This is a genomic window from Streptosporangium sp. NPDC001559, assembly GCF_042893955.1.
Classification (GTDB): Bacteria; Actinomycetota; Actinomycetes; order Streptosporangiales; family Streptosporangiaceae; genus Streptosporangium.
In genome coordinates, this window is record NZ_JBIAVG010000020.1 from 47,025 (window position 1) to 61,424 (window position 14,400).

At 71.1% G+C, this 14,400-nt stretch carries 11 protein-coding genes; 5 read left to right on the forward strand and 6 right to left on the reverse strand.

Annotated elements, in window-relative coordinates; translation table 11 throughout:
• The first annotated feature begins 141 nt into the window (after positions 1-141).
• Positions 142-357, forward strand: a complete 216-nt coding sequence (locus tag ACFYY8_RS35205) for a hypothetical protein (RefSeq protein WP_390048631.1) — start codon at positions 142-144, stop codon at positions 355-357.
• Between the two features lie 2 nt (positions 358-359).
• On the opposite strand, the gene ACFYY8_RS35210 is transcribed toward ACFYY8_RS35205, so the two are convergent.
• The 3 genes from ACFYY8_RS35210 to ACFYY8_RS35220 form a co-directional block, all read right to left on the reverse strand.
• Positions 360-1,487: a right-handed parallel beta-helix repeat-containing protein gene (locus ACFYY8_RS35210; protein ID WP_390048633.1), complete on the reverse strand. Its 1,128-nt coding sequence runs from the start codon at positions 1,485-1,487 to the stop codon at positions 360-362.
• 147 nt (positions 1,488-1,634) lie between these two features.
• Positions 1,635-1,766 carry a hypothetical protein gene (locus ACFYY8_RS35215; protein WP_390048635.1) on the reverse strand — a complete coding sequence of 44 codons (132 nt, stop codon included), beginning with the start codon at positions 1,764-1,766 and terminating at the stop codon, positions 1,635-1,637.
• A 48-nt stretch (positions 1,767-1,814) separates the two neighbouring features.
• The gene (locus ACFYY8_RS35220; protein ID WP_390048637.1) at positions 1,815-2,510 is read right to left on the reverse strand and encodes a FadR/GntR family transcriptional regulator; all 696 of its coding nucleotides are present in this window, start codon (positions 2,508-2,510) and stop codon (positions 1,815-1,817) included.
• 199 nt (positions 2,511-2,709) lie between these two features.
• On the opposite strand from ACFYY8_RS35220, the gene leuA reads away from it, so the two are divergent.
• Entirely contained in the window at positions 2,710-4,428 is a 1,719-nt protein-coding gene (gene leuA / locus ACFYY8_RS35225; protein WP_390048817.1) for a 2-isopropylmalate synthase, read from the forward strand.
• 152 nt (positions 4,429-4,580) lie between these two features.
• Entirely contained in the window at positions 4,581-6,470 is a 1,890-nt protein-coding gene (locus ACFYY8_RS35230; RefSeq protein ID WP_390048639.1) for a hypothetical protein, read from the forward strand.
• Here ACFYY8_RS35230 and ACFYY8_RS35235 read toward each other — a convergent pair.
• Positions 6,457-7,236 (reverse strand): IclR family transcriptional regulator, encoded by a 780-nt coding sequence (locus ACFYY8_RS35235; RefSeq protein ID WP_390048641.1) that lies wholly within the window; start codon positions 7,234-7,236, stop codon positions 6,457-6,459. The two genes, ACFYY8_RS35230 and ACFYY8_RS35235, sit on opposite strands and share 14 nt — an antisense overlap.
• Before the next feature lie 432 nt (positions 7,237-7,668).
• On the opposite strand from ACFYY8_RS35235, the gene ACFYY8_RS35240 reads away from it, so the two are divergent.
• On the forward strand, positions 7,669-10,053 hold the full coding sequence (locus tag ACFYY8_RS35240) for a M4 family metallopeptidase (protein ID WP_390048643.1): 2,385 nt from the start codon (positions 7,669-7,671) through the stop codon (positions 10,051-10,053).
• A gap of 132 nt (positions 10,054-10,185) precedes the next feature.
• On the opposite strand, the gene ACFYY8_RS35245 is transcribed toward ACFYY8_RS35240, so the two are convergent.
• Entirely contained in the window at positions 10,186-11,211 is a 1,026-nt protein-coding gene (locus ACFYY8_RS35245) for a zinc-binding alcohol dehydrogenase family protein (RefSeq protein WP_390048645.1), read from the reverse strand.
• Positions 11,208-11,879: a pyridoxamine 5'-phosphate oxidase family protein gene (locus ACFYY8_RS35250; RefSeq protein WP_352015751.1), complete on the reverse strand. Its 672-nt coding sequence runs from the start codon at positions 11,877-11,879 to the stop codon at positions 11,208-11,210. The genes ACFYY8_RS35245 and ACFYY8_RS35250 overlap by 4 nt, the downstream gene beginning before the upstream one ends.
• Positions 11,880-12,517: 638 nt before the next feature.
• Here ACFYY8_RS35250 and ACFYY8_RS35255 point away from each other — a divergent pair.
• Complete coding sequence (locus ACFYY8_RS35255; RefSeq protein ID WP_390048647.1) at positions 12,518-14,392, forward strand: DUF4407 domain-containing protein; 1,875 nt, start codon at positions 12,518-12,520, stop codon at positions 14,390-14,392.
• Positions 14,393-14,400: the final 8 nt, after the last annotated feature.

Below are 14,400 nucleotides of genomic sequence, written 5' to 3' on the forward strand. Positions count from 1 at the left end.
TTCAGGCCTCCGCCGGAATTCCCGCGGAGGCCGTTTCACGGAAGACGCGCTCTAATCGAATGACAAAAGGTTATGGTCACGGCCTTCTTCGAGGCCGGAGAACACTCCCTTCCTCTCACAAGCGCGCATTATCATGCGGCAATGACAGACATGAGAAACGGCGTCTGCGCGGTCTGCGGAGGCGAGGAGATCTACACCGCGTCGACCCGTCTGGAGACTCCGACCGCTCTGTTCGGGATGCTCCACACCGAGAAGGTGGATCTCTACGCCTGTGTCTCCTGCGGATTCCTCCAGACCTTCATCGACCGTACGGACGACCAGGCCCGGTGGATGCGCAACTCCTGGAAACGGGTCTGAGGTCAGGAGCAGTTCAGGCCGGGGTCGTTCCCGGGGCCGCACGGGCCGCGGTTACCTCCGCCGTCCGTCACCTCGCCCGCCCGTCCCCAGATGACGAACCCGCCGTTGTCCGTGCCGTCATTGCGGGCCAGTTCGACCGGCGCCTGCTCGGTGCCGGAGACGTGGACACCGTCCTTGATGGGGTCGCCGTCCCTGTCGACGGCGCCGAGCGGGGCCAGGCCGTTGTGCACGAAGGTGTTCCCGCTGACCGGGTAGGGGGTGACCCCGGTGAAGCGGATGGGGTCGATGAGGATTCCGGCCACCCGGTTGCCCTCGAACTTGTTGCCGCTCACCGACACGTTGGAGAAGCTGACCCAGAAGGTCATGCCGTAGCGGTTGGCCTTGAAGACGTTGTTCTCGACCCTGTTCGGGGCGCCGGTCGAGTGCTCGGCACGGAAGCCGACCTGGGCGTTCGTGAAGACGTTGTCGGTGTAGAGGTTGTCGTTGCTCCGCTCGGTCAGGTTCACCGGGAAGGCGTCGAAGAGGTTGCCGCTGAAGACGTTGGAGCCGCTCTCGGCGAGTTCCAGGTAGCCGTTGCTCAGCACGCTCCCCTTGACCGTCCACCCGTGCCCGTTCGTCCCCTGGAGCCGTCCGTGCACGGTGCACCGGTCGATCGTCAGGACGGAGGAGCCGGTCACGTCGATCCCCTCGGCCAGGCAGGCGGAACGCGGGCCGACCAGGGTCAGGGAGGCGGCCTGGTCCGCGCTCAGCGCGTTGCCCGCGAACCTCACCCGGGAGAAGACGGCCGCGCCGCCGACGACCTCGGCCCCCAGGCGGAACCCGCTGATCACGCCGTCGTGTACGGCGACGCCCTTCCTGTCGCCGACGGCGACACCCCTGCCGGTACCGTCTCCGGCGATGCGGTGGCCCGCGAGGTCGACGGTCACTCCGTCCGCGCCGATCGTCAGCCCGTCACCGGCGCAGTTCAGGTCCCGGGTGAGGGTCACGTCCGAGGTCAGTACGGCGCCACAGCCGACCTCCTCTTCGGCCGCGGCCGAAGGCGAGGGCACGGCCAGCGCGGACGTCAGGGCCAGGGTGAGGGCGGCCGTTTTTAAAACGTGCCTTTTCCCCGGTTCTTTTCCGTAATTCACGATGGTCTCTTCTCTTTTTTGGGCGGATCGTCCAGGCGTTTTGGCCGGGCCGATGCGAATTCCTTGGCCGAAGAACACGCAAGGCCAAAGACTGCATGATCCGCGCTGATTCGAGAAGTCAGAAAACCTGTGCCGCCAATGCCGTCGTTAAAGCTTTTCCGCTACTGGATCGAAAACGCCGGACGCCTTCTCCCGGCGGCCGGCGAGGTAGTGGTAGGCGCACACCTCCTCGAAGCCCGCCCTGCCGTACAGCCGCGGGGCCGGCCTCTCACCGTCCACGGCGAAGCGCCTCCTCGCCGCGACACTTGGTCAGGACCGTCCTCGTGATCAGTCGTTCGCGTCCCTCAGCAGGGTCAGGTTGTGTTCGACCTCCTGGCGCATGATCTCGCTCGCCCGTCCGGCTTCGCCTCGCCGTACGGCGTCGACCAGGGCGGTGTGGCTGTCGGCGCCGGGGTCGGGGCGGTCGTGGCGCAGGGGGAGCAGCCTGACCAGGTCGACCAGGCCGCCACGCAGCGCGGGCTCGAAGGCGGAGAACAGCTCGGTCAGCACCGGGTTGTGCGCGGCGGCCACGACCGCGGCGTGCAGCGCGACGTCGGCGGCGACGAACTCCTCGTCGCCGCCGAGGGCCGCGGCGTGCCGGGCGGCCAGCGCGTGGTCCAGGGCGGCGAGGTCGTCGTCGTCCCTGCGCAGCGCGGCCAGCCCCGCCGCCTCGACCTCCAGCAGCGCGCGGACCTCGAAGAGGTGGACGGCCGAGGCGCGGCGCAGCGTGGTCCGCAGATCCTCGACCGGCCGGACGGCGACGACGAACACCCCCGACCCCTGCCGGGTCTGCAGCATCCCGGCCCCGGCCAGCGCGCGGATGGCCTCCCGCACGGTCGAGCGGCCGACGCCGAGCTGTTTGGCCAGTTCGTTCTCGCCGGGGAGCCTGGTGCCGATCGGCCAGCGCCCCGAGGCGACCTGTTCGCGCAGCGTCCGCGCCGCCTGGTCGGCCAGCGGGCTGCGGGTCAGCGGGTTCAGTGTCACCTGTCCAAACCTCTCAGGTTGTCTGAGGAGTTGTTTCGGGGTTAGTCTACCCGGCATGACACCGCGTGGTCTCCTTCTCGGCCGCCGCGGCGGGGCCTGACCTGACCGGCACCCCGTCGCGGAGTGCCGTTATGCCGCCGGTCACCACGACGGCCCAAAGGAAACCCCCGTGATCTGGAACACCCAGCGCCCCAGTGCGATGCCCTCCTTCCGTTACCGCCCGGCGCACGAGCGCGTCCCGCTGCCGCCGGTCGACCGAGCCTGGCCTCTGCGCCGGATCGAACACGCCCCCCTGTGGGTGCCGGTCGACCTGCGCGACGGCAACCAGGCTCTCGCCGAGCCGATGGACCCCGCCCGCAAGCGCCGCATGTTCGACCTCTTCCTCGCCATAGGGTTCAAGGAGATAGAGGTCGGCTACCCCTCGGCCAGCCAGACGGACTTCGACTTCGTCCGCCACCTGGCCGAGGAGGACCTGGTGCCCGACGACGTCACCGTGGTCGTCTTCACGGCCGCCCGCGCCGACCTGATCCGGCGGACCTACGAGTCCGTCGCGGGCCTGCGCCGCGTGGTCGTGCACATGTACACCGCGACCGCGCCGACCTGGCGCCGGGTCGTCCTCGGCCGGGAGCGCGACGAGCTGCGCGACCTCATCCTGGCGGCGGGCCGGGACGTCGCCAGGGGCGCGGACGCGATGCCGGAGGGCTCGGTGCGCTTCGAGTTCTCCCCCGAGGTCTTCAACCTCACCGAACCCGACTACGCGCTGGAGGTCTGCAACGCCATGTCGGAGCTGTGGGACGCATGCCCGGACCGGCCGGTGATCCACAACCTCCCGGCGACCGTCGAGATCGCCACCCCCAACGTCTACGCCGACCAGATCGAGTACATGGACCGGAACCTGGCGCGCCGTGACGGAGTCATCCTGTCGGTCCACCCCCACAACGACCGGGGCACCGGCGTCGCGTGCGCGGAACTGGCCCTGCTCGCCGGGGCGCAGCGCGTCGAGGGGTGTCTGTTCGGCAACGGCGAGCGCACCGGCAACGTCGACCTGGTCACCCTGGCGCTCAATCTCCACGCCCAGGGGGTCGACCCGATGATCGACCTGTCCGACATCGACGGCGTCCGCCGTACCGTCGAGCACTGCAATCGCATCCGGGTCCACGAACGCCACCCGTACGGCGGGGACCTCGTCTACACGGCCTTCTCGGGAACCCACCAGGACGCCATCGGCAAGGGGCTGGCCCATCACGCCAGGCGGGCCGTGGAGCTGGGCGTCCCCGTGGAACGGGCCCCCTGGGACGTGCCGTACCTGCCGATCGACCCCGCGGACGTGGGCCGCGACTACGAGGCGGTCATCCGGGTCAACAGCCAGTCGGGCAAGGGCGGTGTCGCCTACGTGCTGCGGACGGCCCACGGCCTGGACCTGCCGCGCCGCCTGCGGATCGAGTTCTCCGGGGCGGTGCAGCGCGCGGCCGACCGCGACGGCGGCGAGATCGGCGCGGAGGGACTGTGGGACCTCTTCCGGGCCGAGTATCTCGACCGGCGCGGCCCGGTGACCCTCGGTTCCTGGCGGGTGAGCGAGCCCGAGCCGGGCACGCACCTCTTCACCGGCGAGTTCCACGCCGGCGGGGAACGGGCCGAGTACACGGGGACGGGGCAGGGGCCGCTGTCGGCCCTGACCCGGGCCCTGGCGGAGATGGGGATCGAGGCCGATGTCCTCGACTTCGCCGAGCACGCGCTGGGACAGGGCCGTGACAGCCACGCCGCCGCCTACGCGGAGTGCCGGATCGGCGGGGTGACCCGCTGGGGAGTCGGACTCGACGCCTCGGTGCTCACCGCGTCCGTGCTCGCCGTGCTCTCCGCCGTCAACGCCGTGCTCTCTTCCGAGGGCGCCCGGGACGGGGTGGCCGCCGGGAGGTGAGCCGGGTCCCGCGGGGGTGGCCCGATCGGGCCAACTCCCTGTGACCGGGACGAATCCTTGGATAACGTCTGAGGTGGTGCCGCGTGCGGGCCGGGGCCCGCACGCCGGACGGCTGTCGCTGATCTCGGGGGCCCGACGAGAGGCGAGGACCAATGTCAGACCTCACGCCGCATCCCGAGGACTCGCTCGTCGTCGGAGCCCGCCGCGTCGTCGTCTCAGGACGGGGCTCCACCCTTCTCCCCGCAGGGGAGCTCCCGTCGCCCGTGCGGCGGCTCCTCCCGCCTCCGCTTCCTCCGCTCGGCGAGGAACCGCTCGGCCGTGAGACCGAACGGGCCGTGCTCGCGGCGATGATCCTCCCCGGTGAGCCCGTGCAGATCCACGGGCCGGAGGGGATCGGCAAGAGCGTGCTGCTGCGCAGTCTCGCCCACGACCTCGCCCACGACGCCGCGGGGCGGGGCAGGCCCGTGGTCCACCTGCACGGGGCGGGCAGGGAGCCGGACGACGTGCTCCAGGACCTGTTCGCCGCGTGGTACGACGAGGCCGGGTACGCGCCGGGCCGGACGCGGCTGCGCGGCCTGCTCGGCGGGATCTCCGCGGTGCTGATGATCGACGACCTGGACTTCCCGCCCGGCGGGCTCGACGCCTTCCTGCGGACCGGGCCGGGCATCGCCCTGGTGTTCACCTCCAGGGTCAGGCGGTGCGCGGCCGGCAGGACGGTCGAGCTGGGCGGCCTCGGCGAGCCCGCGGCCCTGGCCCTGCTGTCCAGGGCACTGGGCAGACCGTTGCGGGAGGAGGAGGTCCCCGCCGCGACCGCGCTGTGGGAGGCGACGGGGGGCGGGCCGCTCGAACTGGTCCGCGCCGCCGCGGCCGTACCCCCGGGAGGCGAGCTGTCGTGCGAGGTCGCGGCGCCGTACGGCGGGCTCGGGGGGAGGGAGAGCGAGGTGCTCGCCCCTTTCGCGGCCCTGCCGTCCGCGCTGGTCTCCGGAGAGGTCCTCGCCCGGATCACCGGGGTGGCGGACGCGGCCGGGACGGCGGTACGGCTGGCGCGGCTCGGGCTGCTCACCGAGGAGACCTCCCAGGGAGGGGTCCTTCACCGGCTCGCGCCCGGCGCCGGGGTCGCGGCGCCCGGCGGGGACGTCCTGGCGGGACTCGCCTCACGGGCGGCGGGGTGGGCGGAGGCCGCGGAGACCTCCCCGTCGGCGCTGGCCGCGCACGCCGCGCTGGTCACCGGCCTGGTCACGGCCGTGACGGACGGCGACCCCGGCCTCGCCGTACGGCTCGCCCGTACCGCCGCGCCGGGTCTGGCCAGGTCGCTGCGTTGGAGCGCCTGGCGGGCGCTGCTCGACGCCGGGCTCGCCGCCGCCGGACGGGTGGGCGACGGGGAGGCCGTCACGTACTTCACCGGAGAGCGGGCGGTCCACGCGCTCGCCGGGGACGGCGGGGGCGCCGTCGTACCGGTCACCGGGGCGGCCACGGTGGCGTGGTACGAGATCGGCGGTCAGGACGATGTCGCGGCAGGGGAGGCGGTCGCCCGGGAGGGCACGCCGGCGGGATCCGTGAGCCGGATGAGAAGGAGAACGCCGACGAGGGCGACCGCGGTCAGGACCGGTCTGGCGATGCTGGGGACCGTGGCGGCGGTCGCGGGCGCCGTCCACGTCGTGCCGTCCCTCGTCCGGCTGGTCGAGGAGCGCCCCAGGACCTTCGGGTGCGTCACCGTCGCGCCGGGCAGGCTCGCCTTCCCCAGAGGGGGCGGCGGGACGGTGCAGGGAATACGGGTGACAGGCACCTGCAGGACGATCGTCGGGTCCGTCGGCGCCGCCTCCTCCGACCCCCGCTTCGCCGTCGTCGCGGACACGTGCGCGGGCCGTCCGCTGCCTCCGGGGCGGACCTGCCTGATATCGGTGCGGTTCACTCCGGCGGGGGAGCGGGAGGTGGACGCGGTCCTGCGGGTCACCGCGGGGGACGCGGCAGGCGAGGTCGAGCTCCTCGGGGCGGGCGCTCCCGGCCCCGGCCGCCCTCGGGAACGGGTTAGAAGTCGGTGATCCTGCGTTCCTCCGGCGGCAGCAGGAGCACTTCGAGCGCCCTGGCGCAGGCCCGCGCGTGCATGGCGAACCAGCCGATCCGCGTGTCGGTGATGACCTCGGGCGTCGAGCGCACGGCCAGCGCGTACCTGACCTGCTCCGCCCGGTCCAGGACCGGGACCGCGAGGGTCCTGATCCCGTGGGAGGACTCGCCGTCGTTGAGGGCGTATCCGACCTTGCGCACCCGTTCTATCTCGGCGCGCAGCTCCTCCGGGTCGACGATGGTGCGTTCGGTCTGCGGTCGCAGCGGGCCGAGCGCGGCGACGTCGTCCTCTCCCGGTGGGGCCCAGGCGAGCAGGACCTTCCCGAGCGCGGTCGAGTGCAGCGGCCTGCGCAGGCCCGTTCCGTCATCCGGGTCGACCGAGCCGCCGATCAGGATCACGGCGTGGGGGCCGTTGCGGATGGCCAGGTCGACGGTGGCGGAGGTGGCGTGGGCGAGCTGGCCGAGCTCCGGCGCGACCCGGTGCAGGCCCCGCTGGTGGAAGGAGAGACGGCCCAGCTCCGTCATCGAGGGGCCGAGGCGGTACCGGGAGGTCCGCGCGTCCTGTTCGAGGAAGCCGGTCGACACCAGCGCGCGGGCCAGCCGGTGCGCGGTCGAGGTGGACAGTCTCGTCCTGCGGGCGAGGTCGGAGGCGCTCAGCGTGGGGCCTCCGTCCCTGAAGCAGGCCAGCACGCTCATGGCCCGCTGTACGGCCTGCGTGCCGGACGGGCTCCCACTCTTCTCCATATTCCCACGATATAGGAAATATCCGCATGTCACCGGGTTGAGGTCCGGCCTTATCGCCTGCTTCGCGCGGTTTTGTTCCCATATTGTGGGATAAAGCGTATTTCCTGCTACTTTAGTGGCGAAGAACGGGAGGGTTGGTCCTCTCCTCCTGGGCATGTCCCAGGGCGACCTGCGCGTGAGGGCGTCTGCCGCGGCAGGATGCTCAAGAAGGTATGGCGTAATGAGATGGCCCGCCGGTGGCGGCCGGAATCGGACGGGGCGTCCGACCCCATCAGCCATGTTTCAATGCCCCGTCGTTCTATATCGCGAAGTTATGGAAATTCGTGGGGTACTCCGCCATACCTCCTCGGTGTCAGCTTTGGTCCAGCCCAACTGTCAGGGCTCCTTGCATCCCTCTAACCCCCCAAGGGACACCGAGAGGAGTCACCCCGCGTGAATCCCAAGGTCAAACTGGGCGCGGTGGCCATGCTGGCGGCCGCAGCCATGACCACTACGTCGATCGTGAGCGCCACGAGCGCCACCGCGGCACCGGCGAACACCGCGGCCCGCACTATAACGGCGGAGGCACCCGGCTTCACCAAGCCGACCCCCCAGGGCCAGAAGAACGCCATCGCCCTCGCGGGCAAGGCCATCGCCGCCCAGGAGAAGAGCCTCGCCAAGAGTGAGGACGACGTCTTCTCCCTGGAGAAGGCGACCTCGGTCGGCGGTGCGCAGTACCTCGCCTACAACCGCACCTACAAGGGGCTGCCGGTCTACGGCGGTGGCGTCGTCGTCGCCACCGACGGCGCGGGCCTGACGGTCTCGACCCTTGAGACCGCGCAGAAGACCGAGCTGAACCTGGACGTCAAGCCCTCGCTCTCGGCGCGAAAGGCCGCGAACAAGGCGCGCACCCTGGTGGCCAAGGTCGAAAGCGTCACCACCCCCAAGCTGGTCGTGCACGCCCTGGCTGAGACGGGCGCGCCCCGCCTGGCCTGGGAAGTCGTCGTCAGCGGCAGCTCCAAGACCGCCCCGAGCGTCCAGCACGTCTACGTCGACGCGCTGAACGGCTCGATCCTGAGCAACTGGGACGCGGTCAAGATGGGAACCGGTAACGGTTTCTACAACGGCCAGGTCACCATCAACACCACCCCCTCCTACACGATGCGGGACAACACCCGCAGCGGTCTGGCGTGTGGTGGCCAGGGTGGCTCGCCGTACACCAAGAGCACCGACACCTGGGGCAACGGCCAGGGAACCAACCTTGAGACCGCCTGCGTGGACGCCTACTGGGCCGCGCAGAAGGAATGGGACATGCTCAAGGACTGGTTCAACTACAACGGCTTCAACGGCCGTGGTGGTGGCTTCCCGGCGCGGGTCGGCCTGGACCAGGTCAACGCGTTCTGGAACGGCTCCTACACCAACTTCGGCCACAACCAGGCCAACAACCAGCAGGCGACCCCGATGGACGTCGTCGGCCACGAGTACGGTCACGCCATCTACCAGTTCGCCGGTTCCGGCGGCGGTGGCGGCGGCGGCAACGAGGACGGCGGCCTCAACGAGTCCACCGGTGACATCTTCGGCGCCCTGCTCGAGCACTACGCCAACAACCCCAACGACCCCGGTGACTACACCGTCGGCGAGGAAGTCAACCTCGTCGGCCAGGGGCCGATCCGCTACATGTACAAGCCGAGCACCAACGGTGACCCGGACTGCTACAGCTCGCGGATCCCGAGCACCGAGGTGCACGCCGCGGCAGGCCCGCAGAACCACTGGTTCTACCTGCTGGCTGAGGGCACCAACCCCGGTGGTGGCAAGCCCTCCAGCCCCGTCTGTGGCGGCCCGTCCAGCCTGACCGGCATCGGCATCCAGAAGGCCGGCCAGATCTACCTGGCCTCGCTGCAGCTGCGGACCACCTCCAGCCTGACCCACGCCCGGGCTCGCTCGGCGACGCTGGCCGCGGCCAAGCAGCAGTTCCCCAACAGCTGCACCGAGTTCAACGCCGTCAAGGCCGCCTGGACCGCCGTCAGCGTTCCGGCCGTCTCCGGTGAGGCCACCTGCACCATCCAGAACCCGAACGACTTCTCGATCGCGGTGAACCCGGCCACGGTGAGCGTCCAGGCCGGCGCGTCCGGCTCGGCGACCGTCAACACCGCGGTCACCGCCGGTAGCGCGCAGAACATCGCGCTGACCGCGACCGGTGCTCCCGCCGGGACCACCGTGAGCTTCAGCCCGGCCAGCGTCACCGCCGGTCAGTCGTCCTCGGTCAGCATCGCCACCTCGGCGAGCACCCCGACGGGCAACTACACCATCACCGTCAACGGTGCGGGCAGCTCGGTCGGCCACACCGCCACCTTCAAGTTGTCCGTCACCGGCCAGCCCGGCCAGGACGACTTCTCGGTGTCGGTGAACCCGTCCTCCGCGACGGTCAAGGCCGGTGCGTCGACGAGCGCCACGCTGTCCACCGCGGTCACCTCCGGTAACGCGCAGAACGTCGCACTGAGCGCCAGCGGCGCCCCCGCCGGGGTCACCGTGAGCTTCAGCCCGGCCAGCGTCACCGCCGGTGGGTCCTCCACGGTCAACATCTCCGCCTCCTCCAGCGTCCCGGTCGGCAACTACACCATCACCCTCACGGGTACGGGTGCCTCCGCCGCCCACGGCACCAGCTTCGCGCTGACCGTCAACGGCGACACGGGCAGCACCACCTGGCAGGAGTGGAAGCAGTACAACGCCGGTGACGTCGTCACCTACAACGGCGCCAGCTACCGCTGCCTCCAGGGTCACACCTCCCTGCCCGGCTGGGAGCCGCCGAACGTCCCGGCTCTGTGGCAGCCGGTCTGATCGCTGACTGATCGATCACACAACTGAAGACCGGGTACGGCGGGCGGGCATGGCCGCCCGCCGTACCTTTTTCTCAGCTTTCTCAGCAACGGTCACCAGCCCTTGGGCGGGTGACCGTTTCGCGTGGGCGGGTCAGCGCAGCAGTACGGCGGCGCCCTCGACGCGGTCGGCGGCCAGGTCGGCGAGCGCCCGGTCGGCGGCCTCGAAGGGGTAGGCGACGGTCTTGACCTCGGGGGGATGTCCGGTGGCGAGTTCCAGATAGGCCCGCGCGTCGGCGCGGGTGTTGGCGGTGACGCTGCGCAGCGTCCGCTCCTGGAACAGGTGGCGCCGGTAGTCCAGCACGGGGATGTCGCCGAGGTGGATGCCCGCGACGGCGAGGGTGCCGCCCCGGTCCAGGGCCTCGAGCGCGACCGGCACCAGTTCTCCGGCGGGCGCGAACAGGATCGCCGCGTCCAGTGGCTCCGGCGGGGCCTGCGCAGCCTCGGCCGCGGAGGCGGCCCCCAGCCGCAGCGCCAGCTCGCGGGCCCGCGCCGAGCGGGTCATGACGTGCACGGTCGCGCCCTGCGCCACGGCCAGTTGCGCGGTCAGGTGCGCCGAGGCGCCGAAACCGTAGACGCCGAGCCTGCCGCCGGGGGGAAGGTCGCTGCGGAGCAGGGCACGGTAGCCGATGATCCCGGCGCACAGCAGCGGGGCGAGTTTCTCCGCCGACGGTCCCTGCGGCAGCGGGTGGACGTAGTCCTCAAGGGCGGTGAGGTATCCGGCGTAGCCGCCGTCGGCGTCCCAGCCGGTGTAGGTGGACGACGGGCAGAGGTTCTCCGCCCCTCTGACGCAGTGGCGGCAGCGCCCGCAGGTCGAGCGGAGCCAGGCCACGCCGACCCGGGCGCCGCGCGGCAACCGGGAGGCCCCCTGGCCGTGCCCGGCCACCCGGCCGACGACCTCGTGGCCGGGCACGGTCCTCGGCCGCCTGGGGGGCAGGTCCCCCTCCGCCAGGTGCAGGTCGGTACGGCAGACGGCGCACGCCTCGACCTCGACCAGCACCTCACCGGGACCCGGTTCGGGGACGGGCAGCCGGACCCGTTCCAGGGGGCGCGTGGCCATCGGCCCCGGGCGGGAGACGACCCAGGCGTCCATCTCGGCCGGGCTCCCGCCCACGGTCACGGAGTGTTCCTGATCCGCCGCCCGGTGATCTCCACTGGGACGATCTTGATGTACAGGTCGCGCTCTCCGCCGGCCCAGGGGGCGACCCCGGATCCGGCCGCGGCCTCCCGTTCCTCGCCGGTGACGTGGTGGGCGCCGCCGCGCGCCAGCACACTCCAGCCCTCGCGGTTGACGTCGTCGATCCGGTCGACCTCGAACGCGATCTTGAACTCGACGCCCCGGACGCCCGTGCGGAGGCTCTCGTCCAGGGTGCCGCCCAGGGAGGTACGGAAGATCACCGCGCCCTCGCGCAGCACGTAGTTGACAGGCAGGATCGCGGGACCGCCCGCCTCCTCGAAGGCCACCCTGCCGACGCCTCCCGGCGCGATGAGCCGCAGGCACTCCTCGGTCCCCAGCGGTTCGAGACGGGCGTGGGGGCCGGGAGCCCCGTGGCCGGGCGGCAGGTCGACGGTGCCGCCGAGCAGTTCCTCCGGGCTCGTGTCCAGGGCGGCGGCCAGCCGCCTGACGGTCTCCGCGGTCGGGGAGGCGGTCGTCTCCTCCAGGTAGCCGAGGTATCCGGAGTCGATTCCGGCCAGCGCGGCCAGCCGTTCGCGGGTCATGCCGAGCTCCTCGCGTCTGCCGGTCACCCGTCGGCCCAGGTCGCCGGGTGCCGTCGCACGTTCGGTCATCGCAGTCTCCAATGGCAGGTGAGGGGCGTCCGGGGCTCCGGCGCGCTCTTTCTGCCTGCCTCCCCCCGGTGGGCCGCCCTAATCCGGCCACGGCTCCGTCGGCCGGGAGCGCCGGGGGCTCCACAAAATCTACATTGTAAAGCGTGGAGGTCTTGTCAATTAGGGAAAGGCCGCCGGGGTCGCGCCCGGAAGACGATGGCCGGGTATCCTGTAACGCTACTTTTGGTAATTATGGTGACGTACGTTCTTTTTGAACGGTCTCGTAGTGCGGAGCATGCGGTGTGACCTGCGTCGTGAGGGTTCTCCGCGCGTCCCGGCCTTCTGGAGGGTAGAGTCCGGGGAAGTGATGATTTGCGGCTTTTGGTGAGCAAGATTCTGGGTCGCGCCCCGGAACTCTTCCCGGGGGCCCCTCGTTTGGGGTAAATGTGGGCCGTACGATAAACCCTCATTTATATGCATTAGATCGGTGGGCATATTGCATTGTTCCGGCATGGGCCCCGGGGTGGCCGCGCGGAGCGGTGATGGGGACCGACAGGTGCCTGGGCAGGGCGAGGGGTGGCGTCCGGCGAGGACGGCCGGGGGCCGGACGCCGGGAACCACGATGAATTCGACACCGGACCTGAGGTGCTGCTGAGTCGATGACGGAAGACAACCGGTTCCGTGACTACGCCGCGCCGGGGGGCGACTTCACCTGGTCGCCGCCCTCGCGCAACGGTCAGAGCCCCACGAATTCCCCGGCCTCCCCGGCCCCTCAGGACGACGAGACCCGGCCCGTGCGGGCGCGCACCGTGCTCACCGGTGGCGATTCCGGCGCCGAGCCGCCGGACGGGGACGCGAACGGGAACGGGGACAGGCGGGAGAGCGGTCCTGAGCATCCCCTGCCCGGCGGTCCCAACGGGACACGCGCCTACCGGAGCCCGGCCGGTCGCCGGGCCGCCCCCGGCGCGGGAGAACCGGACGACGCGGCCCCGAGCGCGGCTCAGGCGCCGGGCGCGGCTCAGGCCCCGACGACGCCGGAACCGAGCCCGGGCTCCTACTACAGCGAGTGGACCGCCAACGACCCGACGGACGTGTTCTCCGCGATCCGCGGCACCGGCCGCGGCACCGGTCGTGGCCGTCCCGGCACGAGTGAGCACGAGCGTGAGCCCGTCCACGAGGAGGAACGTCTCCGGGGACTCGGCGCCGCCTACGAACGCCTGTCGGGATCGCTCTCCGGGAGGCTGTCCGGACTGAGACGGCGCCGCGAGTCCCCGCCGCCCATAACGCCACAGTCGCCGCGGCCGGCGCCCGTGCGCGCCTCGTCCCGGCTCGACACCGACTTCACCGGCATCACCTCCTACCGGGTCCCCCGCCTGTCGCGTCCCTTCCTGTGGTGCGCGGGCGCCGACCCCGCCCTCATCCCGAACCGCAGTGAGCTGTACCGGTACTCGACGATCGGCGTCTTCGTCTGCCTGGTCTCCTTCGTCGCCGCCACGATGTTCGCGGTCTTCGCCTCGGTCATCGGCGGTGGCTTCTCCCTGGCCGTCCTGCCGTTCGCGGCCATCTGGGGCATCCTCATCTTCTGGGTCGACCGGTCGATCGTCGCCGAGCCGAGCTACGGCAAGGTGCTGTCCGGCACCGACGCCACCGGCCTGCTCGACCCGGTCGGCAAGGTCAGGAAGCCCGGCTGGCTGACCTACGTGATGCGCGGGGTCCTCGCCCTGGGCGTCTCCTTCGTCATCGCCGAGGCCGTGACCCTGCTCATCTTCCACTCCGAGGTCCGTGACCAGCTGGCCTTCAACCAGAACGCGCGCGCCGACCGGCTCGACGCCACGTTCAAGGCGGCTGACCAGGACAAACGCAAACAACTCGATGCCAAGTACGACCGGGTGGAGCTGTGCGCGACCGCCAAGAGCAAGGAGAAGGTGCGCGACGCCGCGCTGAGGAAGAAGCAGGACGAGTCGCTCGGCAGGAGGGGCGAGGGGCTCAGCGGCACCGTCGGGTTCGGCCCGATCGCCACCAAGCTGGAGGCCGACTACAACAAGGCCCAGCGGGAGTACGTCACGGCCCAGGGCAGGTGTGACCTGGCCCGCGACTCGGTCAGCAGGGAGTTCAAGACCTACGAGGGCCAGGAACGCGCGAACCGGGAGGCCGAACGCGCCGACGTGCGCAGGAACGTCGGCTGGGTCGCCCAGGAGCAGGCCCTGCACGACTTCATCGACAACAGCGGCAGCGCCGTCGTCGTCGCCCTGCCGTGGGTGCTGCGGGTCACCATCCTGCTGCTCGACCTGCTGCCGCTCAGCGTCAAGCTCTTCGGCGGCCCGACGGTCTACGAAAGGCGGCTGCGCGAGCTGGCCTACAGCCAGGCCTACGAGACGCAGCGCCTGCGCGACTCGCACATCGCCAAGATCGACATGAGGTACGACCTCGACCGGCTGAACACACGGGACAGCTACGACCGGGGCCGCGAGGACATCCGCGGCCCGGGCCGGAGCGTCTCGGGGACCCGGATCGACCGCAATCCATCTCCCTGAGGACCCGA

What these genes read in the sequence shown, in the direction of transcription:
- ACFYY8_RS35205 (WP_390048631.1), top strand. Translation starts at nt 142, where the DNA reads ATGACAGACATGAGAAACGGCGTCTGCGCGGTCTGCGGAGGCGAGGAG.
- leuA (WP_390048817.1), top strand. Translation starts at nt 2,710, where the DNA reads ATGCCCTCCTTCCGTTACCGCCCGGCGCACGAGCGCGTCCCGCTGCCG.
- ACFYY8_RS35230 (WP_390048639.1), top strand. Translation starts at nt 4,581, where the DNA reads ATGTCAGACCTCACGCCGCATCCCGAGGACTCGCTCGTCGTCGGAGCC.
- ACFYY8_RS35235 (WP_390048641.1), bottom strand. Translation starts at nt 7,236, where the DNA reads ATGGAGAAGAGTGGGAGCCCGTCCGGCACGCAGGCCGTACAGCGGGCC.
- ACFYY8_RS35250 (WP_352015751.1), bottom strand. Translation starts at nt 11,879, where the DNA reads ATGACCGAACGTGCGACGGCACCCGGCGACCTGGGCCGACGGGTGACC.
- ACFYY8_RS35255 (WP_390048647.1), top strand. Translation starts at nt 12,518, where the DNA reads ATGACGGAAGACAACCGGTTCCGTGACTACGCCGCGCCGGGGGGCGAC.